Source organism: Roseovarius sp. MMSF_3350 (assembly GCF_030733425.1).
Classification (GTDB): domain Bacteria; phylum Pseudomonadota; class Alphaproteobacteria; order Rhodobacterales; family Rhodobacteraceae; genus Roseovarius.
In genome coordinates, this window is record NZ_JASHIZ010000006.1 from 27,281 (window position 1) to 39,607 (window position 12,327).

The window sequence follows — 12,327 nt, forward strand, 5'->3', positions numbered from 1 at the left end:
CCCACCTTCGTGCTACGTCCCGAGGCATGAGCGAACTGCCCTCCAAATCACAGGTCCTGCAATGGATCTCGGACAATCCGACCCTGACCTCCAAGCGGGACATCGCCAAGGCGTTCGGCATCAAGGGCGCGGCGCGGATCGACCTCAAGCGCATCCTGAAAGAGCTTGAGGCCGAAGGGCATCTGGAGAAGCGCAAGAAGACCTATCGCGACCCCGACAAGCTGCCCCCGGTCAGCGTGTTGCAGGTCAGCGACCAGACCCCCGATGGAGAGCTTCTGGCACGGCCCCTCGAATGGCATGGCGAGGGGGTGGAGCCGGTCGTCCTGCTGATCCCCCGCGCCAGCGATCCCGCGCTCGGCCCCGGCGACCGCATCCTGGGCCGGCTGCAGGAGGTCAAGGGCGAGGCGCATCATTACGAGGCGCGGCTCATCCGCCGGATCGGGACCAACCCGCGCAAGGTGCTGGGCGTCTTCAAGAAAACCGCCGAGGGCGGGCGCATCCTGCCGATCGACAAGGGCGACGGCAAGGAATGGCTGGTCGCGTCCTCCGCAACCGGCGGCGCCAAGGACGGCGAGTTGGTGGAGGCCGAACAGGCCGGCCCCAAGGGCCGCATGGGGCTGCCGCAGGCCCGCATCCTCGACCGTCTGGGAGACCCCTCCGCGCCCAAGGCCGTGTCGCTCATCGCCATTCATCAGCACGGCATCCCCGACGATTTCCCCGACGACGTCATTGCCGAGGCCGACTCGAAGAAACCCCAGGGCCTCAAGGGCCGCGAAGACCTGCGCGACCTGCCGCTCGTCACCATCGACCCGGCGGACGCCCGCGACCACGACGACGCCGTCTGGGCCCATGCCGACGACGACCCCAGGAACGAGGGCGGGCACGTCATCTGGGTCGCCATCGCCGATGTCGCCTGCTACGTCACCCCCGGCTCGGCCCTCGATGCCGAGGCCCGCAAGCGCGGCAATTCAAGCTATTTCCCTGATCGCGTCGTGCCGATGCTGCCCGACCGCCTGTCGGGAGACCTCTGTTCGCTGCACGAAGGCGTGCCGCGCGCCTGCATCGCCGTGCGCATGCAGATCGACGCCCATGGCGAGAAAATCGGCCACCGTTTCGTGCGCGGCCTGATGCGCTCCGCCGCCTCGCTCACCTATCAGGACGTGCAGGCCGCCCGCGACGGCACCCCGGACGACAAATGCGGGCCCCTCATGGACGAGGTCATCACCCCGCTCTACGAGGCCTTCGCCGCCCTGCAGGAGGCCCGCGCCAACCGCCAGCCGCTCGACCTCGATCTGCCCGAGCGCAAGGTCGTGCTCAGCGACGAGGGCAAGGTCACCTCCGTCAACTTCGCCGACCGCCTCGATGCCCACAAGCTGATCGAGGACATGATGGTGCTGGCCAACGTGGCCGCCGCCGAGACGCTGATTGCCAAGAAATCTCCCCTTCTCTTCCGCGTCCACGAGGAACCGCCGCCAGAGAAGCTCGACACCCTGCGCGAGGTGGCCGAGGCCGCGGGCCTGACGCTCGCAAAGGGGCAGGTGCTGAAAACCTCGCACCTCAACCAGCTGCTGCACGGCGCGGCGGGCACCGACCACGTCGAAGTCATCAACCTCGCCACCCTGCGCTCGATGACGCAGGCCTATTATGCACCGTCCAATTTCGGGCATTTCGGCCTTGCGCTGCAATCCTACGCGCATTTCACCTCGCCCATCCGCCGCTATGCCGACCTGATCGTGCACCGCGCGCTGATCTCGGCCCATGGCTGGGGCGAAGACGGGCTTTCAAAAGCAGACGAGGAACGCCTGCAAAGCATCGGCGAGCATATCTCGGAAACCGAGCGCCGCTCGATGATGGCCGAGCGCGACACCAATGACCGCTACCTCGCCGCCTTCCTGTCGGAACGCATCGGCGAGGAATTCACCGGGCGGATCAGCGGCATCGCCAAGTTCGGCGCCTTCGTGCGTCTAGACGAGACCGGCGCGGACGGCCTCATCCCGATGCGCGCGCTTGGCAACGAGTATTTTCACCTCGACCGCGACCGCGGCACCTTGATGGGCTCGGACACCGGCATGATCATCGGCCTCGGCCAGCGCGTCGTCGTCCGCCTCAGCGAGGCGGCGCCTGTCACCGGCGGCCTCGGGCTGGACCTCGTGCGGCTCGACGGCAAGACGATCACGCCTGGCGCATCGGACACACCCCGCAAGGGGCGTGGACGCGGCGGGCCCAAGGGCGGGCGCGGCGGACCCAAGCGCAAGCTGGCGCGCGAAAAGCACAAGTCGGACAAGACCAGGCGCAAGGTCTCCCGCAAACGCCGTTAGGCGCCTGCCAAAAGCCAGATCATGTAAGCGCCATAGGCGGCCAGCAGCACGGCCCCTTCGCGCCGGTCGATCCGCGCGCCGGTGAACGCGAACGCCACGAACACCACTGCCGACCCCACGAGCACGGCAAGATCGACGCTGGTGATCGGTAATGGCGCCGCCATCGGCACCACCAGCACCGTCGCCCCCAGAATGCCGAGGATATTGAAGATGTTGCTGCCGATGATATTGCCGAAGGCGACCTCACCCTCCCCCTTTCGGGCTGCCAGCACCGAGGTCACCAGTTCCGGCATCGACGTGCCGATCGCCACCACGGTCAGCCCGATCACCGCGTCACTCATTCCCAGCATCTGGGCCAGTCCCACGGCCCCGGACACCAGGAACCGCGCGCCCGCCAGGATCACCACCAACCCGATCAGCAGACCCAGTGCCGCACGGCCCGCCCGCACCGGCGCTTCGGGCAGCAAGTCGCCTTCCGCGGCATAAACCTCGCCCGCCGGGGTTGGTCCCTTGCGCTCAGCCAGAAAGGTAAAGACCAGGTAGGCCCCAAGCCCCAGCATCAGACCCACCCCGGCCACGCGCCCCATCTGCTCACTCAGCACAAGGCCCGCGCAGATCAGCGTCGCGGCCATCATCACCGAGCCGTCCCGCGCCAGCGCCCGCCGCGCGACGAGGATCGGCGAGATCAGCGCCGCGATTCCCACGATCAACAATGTGTTGCCGATATTGCTGCCCACCACGTTGCCCAGCGCGATACCCGGCGCGCCGACCCATGCAGCCTGCAAGCTTGTCACCAGTTCCGGCGCGGAGGTGCCGAATCCCACGATCGTCAGCCCGATCACCAGCGGCGACACACCCAAACCCCGTGCCAGCTGAACTGCGTTGCGCACCAACAATTCGCCACCAAGGACCAGCCCAGCCAGCCCGGCGATCACGAAAACGATATCCAATCCAGGTAACTCCGATCCCGCGCACCGGGCGCGTTGCCTGAGAATCTCGGTTGCCGCACTGCAACGTCAAGATGACGCGGGAAATTTTCCGCCTGGGTTACATGTCTGTGCGTCCTGAAGCGCCGAACCCTGCTGACAAAACCTGTCATCATATGGCAGCATACTCCGCGCCATGACCCGGACCGAACGCCTTTTCAAGCTGATGCAGACCCTGCGTATCCTTCCGCCCCCCGCCACGGCGCAGGCGTTGGCGGACCGGCTCGACGTGACAGCCCGCACCATCTATCGCGACATCGACGCCCTGCGCTGCCTGGGCGCGGTGATCGACGGTGCGGCGGGCTTCGGCTATCGCCTGATCGAGGATGCCGCCCTGCCTCCGCTCAATTTCGACGAAGACGAGCTTGAGGCGCTGGTGCTGGGCCTGCGCGAGGTCGAAGAAGTCGGCGACAGGACACTGGCCGACGCCGCGCAGTCGGCGCTTGCCAAGCTGCGCGCCCGCCTGCCGCAGGCCCAGGCTCACCGGCTCGATCATGCCGTTTTGTCGGCCCGCCGCTTTACCCCCCTCCCGCAATCGGGCGTGGACACCGCCCGCCTGCGCCGCGCCACTTGGGAGGAGAAGACGATCCGTTTCGACTATTCCGACGCCGAAGGCCGCGAAACGACGCGCGAGGTCGATCCCCTATCGGTCGTCCTCATGCAATCCTCGCTCTGCCTTCTGGCCTTCTGTCACCTGCGCGGCGACTTCCGCGCCTTCCGCCTCGACCGGATGCGCGGGCTCGAACTTACCGGCGCCTCGTTCCGCCCGCGTCGTGCCATTTTACTGCGCGAATGCCTCGCCGCCATGACCTGTGAAACGGGCTAAGCACCGGCGACACTTCGCCCGACATCCTCATTGAACACTTTTGAAACAGGCTGTTTCAGGCTATGCTCCGCTCAAACCCATCAAAAAGGGGCGAGCAATGTTTGTCAGGTATCTCTTTCCAGTTCTGGGCGCGGCGTTTCTGTCGGGCGGAGCCGCGGCCACGGCCATCGAATCGTCGGTCCGGCCCGTCGCGCGGCCCGCAGCGATCCACCCCGCCACGGCAACCCCACAGGTCACCCGCGTGGCGCTTTCCACCAAGTCCCTGCGCCCCCGCCTGCGCCCCGAGGCACTGAGCGAAAGCACGGGCGACGCGCAGGTCACCCGCGTCTCGAACCCCGCCTTCGACAACTGGGTCCGTTCGTTCCGCAACCGCGCCCTGTCGCGCGGCATCAGCGCGCAGGTCTTCGACGCCGCCTTCCAGGGCATCAACTACAACGCCGACGTTGTCTCGAAAGATCGAAACCAGGCCGAGTTCAAGCGTCAGATCTGGGACTACCTCGACAGCGCCGCCTCGCCCGAGCGTGTTGGCATGGGCCAGCAGGCCCTGCGACGCCACCGCCGCGCCCTGAACCGGATCGAACAGGCCTACGGCGTCGAGGCCGAGGTCGTCACCGCCGTCTGGGGGCTGGAAAGCAAGTACGGCACCCGCATGGGCGACATCCCCGTGATCGAGGCGCTCTCGACGCTGGCCTTCGACGGCCGCCGCGGCGAGTTCTTCGAAAAACAGTTGATGGCCGCGCTGAAGATCCTGCAGAACGGCGACACCACGCCGCGCAACTTCCTCGGCTCCTGGGCCGGGGCAATGGGCCATACTCAGTTCATCCCCACCTCCTACGAGGCCTATGCCGTGGATTTCACCGGCGATGGCCGCCGCGACATCTGGTCGAACGATCCCTCCGACGCGCTTGCCTCCACCGCCGCCTATTTGAAACGTTTCGGCTGGCGCAAAGGCATGCCCTGGGGCGTCGAGGTGCGCGTGCCCAGCGGCGCCCGCTTCGGCAACACGTCCCGGATGCCCTCGCAATGGGCCGCCCAGGGCGTCGTTGGCGTCGATGGCCGCCCGGTGCGCGATTACGGCTCGGCCCGCATCCTGCAACCGGCCGGTCCTGCCGGCGCGTCCTTCATGGTCTTTTCCAATTTCGACGTGATCAAGCGCTACAACAATGCCGACGCCTACGCCATCGGCGTCGGGCACCTGTCGGACCGCATCAAGGGCGGCCCCGCGATCCAGGCCAGCTGGCCGCGCGGCTACACGCCCGTCAGCTTCGAGGAGCGCAAGGAAATCCAGCGCCGGCTGAAGCAGATGGGCTATCCGCTGGAAAAGATCGACGGCATCATCGGGCCCAACACCGCGAAGTCGATCATGGGCTTCCAACAAAGCGCGGGCATGAAGGTCGACGGCTACGCCTCGCGCGAGGTGCTCAACCGCCTGCGGTCGCGCTGACCACATGCACCCGCCCCGGAATGCGCAGCGCGCCGTCCGGGGTCTCGAACGCTTTCAAGGCCTCGCGCAGCTTATCCGCAACGGCGGCATAGTCCTCGCGCCCACCGCCCATGTCCTTGACGATCCGGCCTGCAGGCCCCTCGCGTGACGCGAACGTAGCGTTCTGCTCCAGGTCGCCAATGGGGGTTAATGTGACCTCTTCGGTCGTCAGCCCGATTCCCTGAAACCCGGCCCGCCCCAGGATGTCCCGCACATATTCCGCTTCTGACAACGCCATCGGCCCAGGCGCACGCGGGTCCTTTGGTGGGGGCGCGCCCACCACGGATTTCGCCGCCTCGGCGGGGATGCGAAACCACGGGTTGCCGTCCATCCCGGCCCAGCACACGAAGGTCACGCGCCCGCCCGGTTTCAACGCGCCCCGCATGTTGGCGAAGGCCGCCACCGGGTCGTCAAAGAACATCACGCCAAAGCGTGACACAAGATGATCCGCCGCCGCGTCCCCGAAATCATGCACCTGCGCATCGGCCAAAAGGCAGGTCGCATTGGTCACGCCCGCAGCTTGCAACCTCTCTTTTGCCAGCTCCAGCATTGGCCCCGACACGTCCAGCCCGGTCACGTGGCCGCCCTCGCCCACGATCTGCGCCGCTGCGATCAGCCCCGCCCCGGTGCCGCAACCGATATCGACCACCCGGTCGCTTGCCTGCAATCCGGCCCGGGCCATCAAAAGGTCCAGCACCGGCGCCATCAGCCCGTCGAACATGGCCTGTTCGCGCACCCAGACTTCGCCGGCCTTGCCCGACCAGTGCTCGGCCTGCTCGGTATTGACGATCCCGCTCATGACGCACGGCCCGCCGCCATCACGCACAGGATCTCGAACATGATCGACACGCCCAGGAACGCCGTGTTCCCGCTGGCATCGAACGGCGGCGACACCTCGACCATGTCGGCCCCCACGATGTTGACGCCCTCAAGCTCCCGGCACACCTGCAACGCCTCGTACGAGTTCGGCCCGCCCACCTCGGGCGTGCCGGTCCCGGGCGCAAAGGTCGGATCGACAAAATCGATGTCATAGGACACGTAGGTGGGCTTCTCGCCCACGATCTCCCGCGCCTCGGCCATCACGTCGGCCACGCCGCGCTCGAAGAACTCTTCGATCAGGATCAGGCGGATGCCCTCGGCCTTCGCGAAATCGCGGTCCTCGGAATCGTACATGCTGCCCCGCAGCCCGATCTGCACCACGCGCTTGGGGTCCAGCAGACCCTCTTCCACCGCGCGGCGGAAGGGCGTGCCGTGGGTATACATCTGCCCGTTGAAATAGCTGTGAAAAAGGTCCGTGTGGCTGTCGAAATGCACCATGCCCAACGGGCCATCCTTGGCCACCGCGCGCAGCACCGGCAGGCTGGTCAGGTGATCGCCCCCCGCCGTCAGCGGCGTTATCCCGGCATCCACCACGCCTTTATAGAACGTCGTGATCCGCTCCATGCTGTCCGCGATGTCGGCCGGGTTCGGGCCCACGTCTCCCAGATCGGCACAGTTCAGCGCCTCGAATGGCCGCACACCGCTCACCGCATGCTGCGCCCGGATCATCGTGGACGCATCGCGCAACTGCCGCGGCCCGTGGCGTGGTCCGGGCCGGTTGGTGGTGCCGCTGTCCCAAGGCACCCCGATGATCCCCACATCCACATCACCATACCGCGCATGATCCGGCAGCAGATGCGGCAGCCGCATGAAGGTCGGCACACCGGCGAAACGCGGCAGCTCGAAGCCCGAAACGGGCTGGAAGAACGGGTCACTCATGGCTTTGTCTCCAGTCTCTTGCGGGCCGTCACCGGCCCGTCCCCCTGCGCCTCGATCCGCGCGATGGCGTCTTGCAATGGTTCATAAGCGACGGCCATGTGATACGCATTGGCGTGCAGGATCGTCTCGGGGTCAACCACCCAGGCCACATGCCCCTTCCAGAACAACAGGTCGCCACGCTGCAACGGCGCATCTGCGGGCAGGTCCTGCCCAAGCTCGGCGGCCTGCATGTCGCTGTCACCGGGGCAGGCCACGCCGCAGGCCAGGCACCCGACCTGCACCAGCCCCGAACAGTCGATCCCAAGCGCCGAGTTTCCGCCCCAGACATAGGGCGTGCCGATCAGCCGTTCGGCTACGCCCACCGGGTCGTTCTCGACTGCGCTGTCCTCGCGCAAATGGATCGACGGCACATACATCCGGCCCTCGGGCGCAAGGATCTCGGCCCAGCGTCCCTTGGTGCCGGTAACGCTCACTCGGGCCCCCAGGCTCAGCATCATATGCTCGGTCTGCGCCTTGAAATCCGGCGCTCCCAGCGCATGGGTCATCCGCGCCTGCACGATGTGGTTCGGCGGCCCTTTCGGCGCGGCCAAATCATCCGCTTTGACATACCCCGCATAGCCATCGCGCAGTGCATAGCCAAAGACCCAACCGTTGCGCTCTTCCAGCAGGCGCACACCCTCGCCAAAAATCAGCTCACGCTCGCGCTTGCCGTCCGGCTCAGACAGGATCGGCGTGACCGGCACCATCACCTGCCGGTCCTCACCTTCCACGAACAACTCCGCCTCGACCTGCCCCAGCAGCCCCGCCTCGGCCACGCGGCCATTGGAATGCAGCCGCCGCCGGTCGGTCATAGCGCCAGCACCTCGGGCAGCGCCTGCAAGAGCGCCCGCGCGCCCATGCCGACCCCGCCCTTGGGCCGGCCCGGCGCGGCGCTCTGGTTCCAGCCGTAGATGTCGAAATGCGCGTATCGCGTGCCCCCCGCGAACCGACGCAGGAACAGCGCCGCGGTGATTGCGCCGGCGAACCCGCCCGAGGGCGCGTTGTCCAGATCGGCGATCCCCGGCTCGATCATCGCCTCGTAGGGCTCGTGGAACGGCAGCCGCCAGACCGGGTCCGCGACCTCGGCCGCCGCCGCGTCCAGCGCGCCCGAGAGCACGCCATCGTCGGTAAAGTAGGGCGCGATATCCGGCCCCACGGCCACCCTTGCGGCCCCGGTCAGCGTCGCCATCGAGATCATCAGGTCCGGCTCGGCCTCGGCCCCGAAGCTCAGCGCATCGGCCAGCACCAGCCGCCCCTCGGCATCGGTATTGTTGATCTCCACCGTCTTGCCGTTCCGGGCGGTCAGGATGTCGCCGGGCCGGAACGCATTGCCGCTGACCGAGTTTTCCACCGCCGGGATCAGCACCCGCAACCGCACCGGCAGCTTCAGCGCCATGATCATCCGCGCCAGCCCCAGCACCGTGGCGGCCCCGCCCATGTCCTTCTTCATCAGGCCCATACTCGCGCCCGGCTTCAGGTTCAGCCCCCCGGTGTCGAAACACACGCCCTTGCCCACAAGCGTCAGGCTGGGCCCCGTATCCCCCCAGCGCATGTCGATCAGGCGCGGGGCCTGCGCGGCGGCGCGGCCCACCGTGTGGATCATCGGAAAATTCTCGTCCAGCAGCGCCTCGCCGCGAACGACCTCGATCTCCGCGCCCTGTTCCTTTGCCATGTCGGCACAGGCCGCTTCCAGCTCCACCGGCCCCATATCCGAGGCGGGCGTGTTGATCAGGTCGCGCGTCAGTGCCTCGCCGGCGGCAATCGCCTGCAGCCGTGCCGCATCCACGCCCTCTGGTGCTACGAGCCTTGCCTTGGCGGGTTTCTGATCCTTGTAGCGGCCAAAGGCATAGCCCGCGAACAGCCAGCCCAGCGCCTCTTCGGCGGCCCGCTCCGGCGCCAGCCCTTCCAGACGATAGACCCCCTCGGGCAAGCTCGCGGCCTGCGCGGCAAGGTGGAACCGCCCCCGCTTGCGCGTCGCCTCGGTCCCGTAGCCCGCCAGCGCCATCACCGGCGCGCCATTGCCGTCGGGCACCAGCACCGACTGGCCCAGCCCACCGGTGAAGCCCGCCGCCTTCACCCAGGTGGAGACGGTGGCCGCCTGACCCGACAGCCAGTCCTCCAGCGCCTCCTGTTCGATCACGTGAAGCGGAAGGGCATCAGCCCCTTCCGGTGCAAACTCAAGCGGCATGTCGCATGTCCCGGGATGGTTTCGTTCCCGCTCAGCCTAGCCTGCCGCGCCGCACCTGCAAGACCTCAGACGGAATAATCCTGCAAGTCCCAAACCTCGAGCAGCGACCGCTCGCCGATCCGCAGCAGCCGCGACAGCGTGGCGGCCATCGCGACCTCGTCGTGCAGGTCGATGCTCTGCGTCACGTCCCGCGCCACGCCGGCAAGCTTGCTCATACCGATCTGCTCGGCGATGGCGATCAGACTGCGGGCGCTCTTGCGCATGTCCTGCACCCGGTTGCATCGAAAGCACCGCTCGGTATGGGACAGGCGCACCGCCAGTTCTTCCAGCGCCCGGCACAGCACATCTTCCGCCCCGGCCTCGCCCAGTTGCAGGTAAAGCTGCTCCAGCCGACCCTCGTCCAGCTGCACGACCTCGGTCTGGTTCAAAAGGGTAATCGTTTCCACGGTGTTTCCCACATATCCAAGCCCCCTCGGCACGCCGGACCATGGCGACAAAGCCTTTGGGAATGGTTGCCATGCGACCAATTTCTGTCTCGAATTCTTTTCGAATTCCGACTATCACCGCCCGGACAGTGTACAGACAGACAGGCGCCGAAATGAAAAGAGTCCGCCCGCTCCCCAGCTATCTCGTGCAACGTTACAAGGGCTGGAAGGCCACCAAGTACCAGGACAACCAGGCCTGGTACCGCCACCTCGCCCAAGAGGGGCAGCATCCGCGCGCCATGGTCATCTGCTGCTGCGACAGCCGCGTGCACGTCACCGCCATCTTCGGCGCAGACCAGGGCGAGTTCTTCCTGCACCGCAACATAGCCAACCTCGTGCCGCCCTTCACCCCCGACGGCCAGCAGCACGGCACCTCGGCGGCGGTCGAATATGCCGTCACCGCACTCAAGGTCGCGCATGTCATCGTGCTGGGCCATTCCAACTGCGGCGGCGTGCGCGGCTGCGACGCGATGTGCTCGGGCGAGGCGCCGGAACTCAACGACAAGACCAGCTTTGTCGGCCGCTGGATGGACATCCTTCGCCCCGGCTACGAGCGGGTGAGAAAGATCAAGGACACCGAAGAACGCGTTGCGGCACTGGAAAAGCAGGCCGTGCTCGTCAGCCTCGAAAACCTCGTCACCTTCCCCTTCGTGGCCGCCGCCATTGAATCGGGCAACCTCACCCTGCATGGCCTCTGGCACGATATCGGCGAAGGCGTGATCGAGCATTACGTGCCCGAGGAAGAAGGCTTCGTCCCGGTCTGACCTTGGCGCCGTCCGCCGCCGCGCATGATTTCCTGTTGTCTTCTTTCATGAATGTCCTAAACCCCGTTAAAATTCATTCGGAGGGGATGCTGGATGATGGAAATATTCGCGCTGGCCGCCGACAACCTGATCTCGCCGATCGTATTATCCTTCGCACTCGGCCTCGCCGCCGCGCTGGCCCGGTCGGACCTTTCGGTGCCCGAGGCCGCGGCAAAGGCTCTGTCGATCTACCTGCTCTTCGCCATCGGGTTCAAGGGCGGGGTCAGCGTCGCCGATCACGGCATCGACGCGACCCTTGGCCTGACCCTGCTGGCCGGTGTGATCCTGTCGGGCCTTCTGCCGTTCGTCGCCTTCGCGCTCCTGCGTGTCGCCACCGGCATGGACCGCCTCAATGCCGCAGCCGTGGCGGGACATTACGGGTCGATCTCCATCGTCACTTTCGTCGCCGCAACCTCGATACTTGAAAGCCGGGGCATCTCGTCCGAAGGCTACATGGTCGCCGTCGCCGCCGCGATGGAGGCCCCGGCGATCCTGTCGGCCCTCTGGCTGGTGTCGCGCGGCGAGAAATCGGGCCGAATGGATTCCGGCCTCTGGCGCGAGATCCTTTTGAACGGCTCCATCGTCCTGCTGGTCGGCAGCTTTCTTATCGGCTGGACAACCGGCCCCACGGGGCTGGCCGAGATCGACAGCTTCATCGTCGCCCCCTTCAAGGGCGTTCTGTGCCTCTTTCTTCTGGACATGGGCCTCGTTGCCGGGCGCGGGATGGCCAAGGGGCGCAAGGCCATCGGCCTCGGCGGTCTCGTCTTCGGCCTTTTCATGCCGGTCATCGGCAGCCTTTTCGGTCTCGGCGCCGCGTTGCTTCTTGGGCTCTCCACCGGAGGCACGGTCCTGCTGATGGTGCTTTCGGCTTCGGCCAGCTACATCGCCGTTCCCGCCGCGATGCGCGTCGCCCTGCCCGAGGCGAATCCCTCGATCTACCTGACGCTTTCGCTTGGCGTGACCTTCCCCTTCAACCTCGTGCTGGGCATCCCGCTTTACGTGGCGATTGCCAGCGCCGCTACAGGAGGCTGACATGCAGACACACAATGCCAAACGAGTCGAAATCACGATCGAGAAGGTCATGCAAAGCCGCCTGACCGATGCGCTTCTGGCCGCCGACGTGACCGGCTACACGATCCTTCCTGTCTTCGGCGGTTCGGGCCGGTCCGGCTCCTGGGATCGCACTGGCCAGGTGGGCCGGGCCGATGGCATGGTGCAGGTCGTGTGCATCATCCGGCCCGAGCGGCTCGACAGCTTGCTGGAAGCGGCCTTTTCCGTGGTCGAGCGCCACATCGGCGTCGTTTGCGTCACCGATTGCCAGGTGCTTCGCGCCGAACGGTTCTGAACTGGGCGATCACCGCCATGCCGCCGAAATTTCACCGCCTACCGGCGGCAGATTGGGCCTGACACATCCAGGCAACGAGCGAGACGGCGAAGGCCC

General features: G+C 66.5%; 12 protein-coding genes. 6 read left to right on the plus strand and 6 right to left on the minus strand.

What is annotated here, in order from left to right; translation table 11 throughout:
• Positions 1–26 precede the first annotated feature (26 nt).
• Entirely contained in the window at positions 27–2,318 is a 2,292-nt protein-coding gene (gene rnr, locus RBB31_RS07490) for a ribonuclease R (RefSeq protein WP_306128658.1), read from the plus strand.
• Here the strand turns inward: rnr and RBB31_RS07495 are convergent.
• Entirely contained in the window at positions 2,315–3,268 is a 954-nt protein-coding gene (locus tag RBB31_RS07495; RefSeq protein WP_306128659.1) for a calcium/sodium antiporter, read from the minus strand. The two genes, rnr and RBB31_RS07495, sit on opposite strands and share 4 nt — an antisense overlap.
• A gap of 172 nt (positions 3,269–3,440) precedes the next feature.
• Between RBB31_RS07495 and RBB31_RS07500 the strand changes: the two genes are divergently transcribed.
• Together RBB31_RS07500 and RBB31_RS07505 are read left to right on the plus strand one after the other, a co-directional pair.
• Positions 3,441–4,130: a YafY family protein gene (locus tag RBB31_RS07500; protein WP_306128660.1), complete on the plus strand. Its 690-nt coding sequence runs from the start codon at positions 3,441–3,443 to the stop codon at positions 4,128–4,130.
• Between the two features lie 97 nt (positions 4,131–4,227).
• A complete protein-coding gene (locus RBB31_RS07505) occupies positions 4,228–5,574 on the plus strand; it encodes a lytic murein transglycosylase (RefSeq protein ID WP_306128661.1) in 1,347 nt (448 codons plus the stop codon).
• Here RBB31_RS07505 and RBB31_RS07510 read toward each other — a convergent pair.
• The 5 genes from RBB31_RS07510 to RBB31_RS07530 form a co-directional block, all read right to left on the minus strand.
• A complete protein-coding gene (locus RBB31_RS07510) occupies positions 5,552–6,412 on the minus strand; it encodes a class I SAM-dependent methyltransferase (protein WP_306128662.1) in 861 nt (286 codons plus the stop codon). The two genes, RBB31_RS07505 and RBB31_RS07510, sit on opposite strands and share 23 nt — an antisense overlap.
• Entirely contained in the window at positions 6,409–7,371 is a 963-nt protein-coding gene (gene speB, locus RBB31_RS07515) for an agmatinase (protein ID WP_306128663.1), read from the minus strand. Before speB ends, RBB31_RS07510 begins: the two co-directional genes overlap by 4 nt.
• Positions 7,368–8,222: an NlpC/P60 family protein gene (locus RBB31_RS07520; protein WP_306128664.1), complete on the minus strand. Its 855-nt coding sequence runs from the start codon at positions 8,220–8,222 to the stop codon at positions 7,368–7,370. Before RBB31_RS07520 ends, speB begins: the two co-directional genes overlap by 4 nt.
• Positions 8,219–9,598, minus strand: a complete 1,380-nt coding sequence (locus RBB31_RS07525) for a M17 family metallopeptidase (RefSeq protein ID WP_306128665.1) — start codon at positions 9,596–9,598, stop codon at positions 8,219–8,221. The genes RBB31_RS07520 and RBB31_RS07525 overlap by 4 nt, the downstream gene beginning before the upstream one ends.
• 65 nt (positions 9,599–9,663) lie before the next feature.
• Positions 9,664–10,044, minus strand: a complete 381-nt coding sequence (locus tag RBB31_RS07530; protein WP_306128666.1) for a hypothetical protein — start codon at positions 10,042–10,044, stop codon at positions 9,664–9,666.
• 152 nt (positions 10,045–10,196) lie between these two features.
• Here RBB31_RS07530 and RBB31_RS07535 point away from each other — a divergent pair, with 152 nt between their 5' ends.
• The 3 genes from RBB31_RS07535 (at position 10,197) to RBB31_RS07545 (ending at position 12,231) form a co-directional block, all read left to right on the plus strand.
• Positions 10,197–10,847 carry a carbonic anhydrase gene (locus tag RBB31_RS07535; protein WP_306128667.1) on the plus strand — a complete coding sequence of 217 codons (651 nt, stop codon included), beginning with the start codon at positions 10,197–10,199 and terminating at the stop codon, positions 10,845–10,847.
• 93 nt (positions 10,848–10,940) lie between these two features.
• Positions 10,941–11,918 carry a sodium-dependent bicarbonate transport family permease gene (locus RBB31_RS07540; protein ID WP_306128668.1) on the plus strand — a complete coding sequence of 326 codons (978 nt, stop codon included), beginning with the start codon at positions 10,941–10,943 and terminating at the stop codon, positions 11,916–11,918.
• A 1-nt stretch (position 11,919) separates the two neighbouring features.
• Positions 11,920–12,231: a P-II family nitrogen regulator gene (locus tag RBB31_RS07545; protein ID WP_306128669.1), complete on the plus strand. Its 312-nt coding sequence runs from the start codon at positions 11,920–11,922 to the stop codon at positions 12,229–12,231.
• Positions 12,232–12,327 lie beyond the last annotated feature (96 nt).

Excerpts from the sequence above, each read along its gene's own strand:
- rnr (WP_306128658.1), top strand. The coding sequence starts at position 27 with ATGAGCGAACTGCCCTCCAAATCACAGGTCCTGCAATGGATCTCGGAC.
- RBB31_RS07500 (WP_306128660.1), top strand. The coding sequence starts at position 3,441 with ATGACCCGGACCGAACGCCTTTTCAAGCTGATGCAGACCCTGCGTATC.
- RBB31_RS07505 (WP_306128661.1), top strand. The coding sequence starts at position 4,228 with ATGTTTGTCAGGTATCTCTTTCCAGTTCTGGGCGCGGCGTTTCTGTCG.
- RBB31_RS07510 (WP_306128662.1), bottom strand. The coding sequence starts at position 6,412 with ATGAGCGGGATCGTCAATACCGAGCAGGCCGAGCACTGGTCGGGCAAG.
- speB (WP_306128663.1), bottom strand. The coding sequence starts at position 7,371 with ATGAGTGACCCGTTCTTCCAGCCCGTTTCGGGCTTCGAGCTGCCGCGT.
- RBB31_RS07520 (WP_306128664.1), bottom strand. The coding sequence starts at position 8,222 with ATGACCGACCGGCGGCGGCTGCATTCCAATGGCCGCGTGGCCGAGGCG.
- RBB31_RS07525 (WP_306128665.1), bottom strand. The coding sequence starts at position 9,598 with ATGCCGCTTGAGTTTGCACCGGAAGGGGCTGATGCCCTTCCGCTTCAC.
- RBB31_RS07535 (WP_306128667.1), top strand. The coding sequence starts at position 10,197 with ATGAAAAGAGTCCGCCCGCTCCCCAGCTATCTCGTGCAACGTTACAAG.
- RBB31_RS07540 (WP_306128668.1), top strand. The coding sequence starts at position 10,941 with ATGATGGAAATATTCGCGCTGGCCGCCGACAACCTGATCTCGCCGATC.
- RBB31_RS07545 (WP_306128669.1), top strand. The coding sequence starts at position 11,920 with ATGCAGACACACAATGCCAAACGAGTCGAAATCACGATCGAGAAGGTC.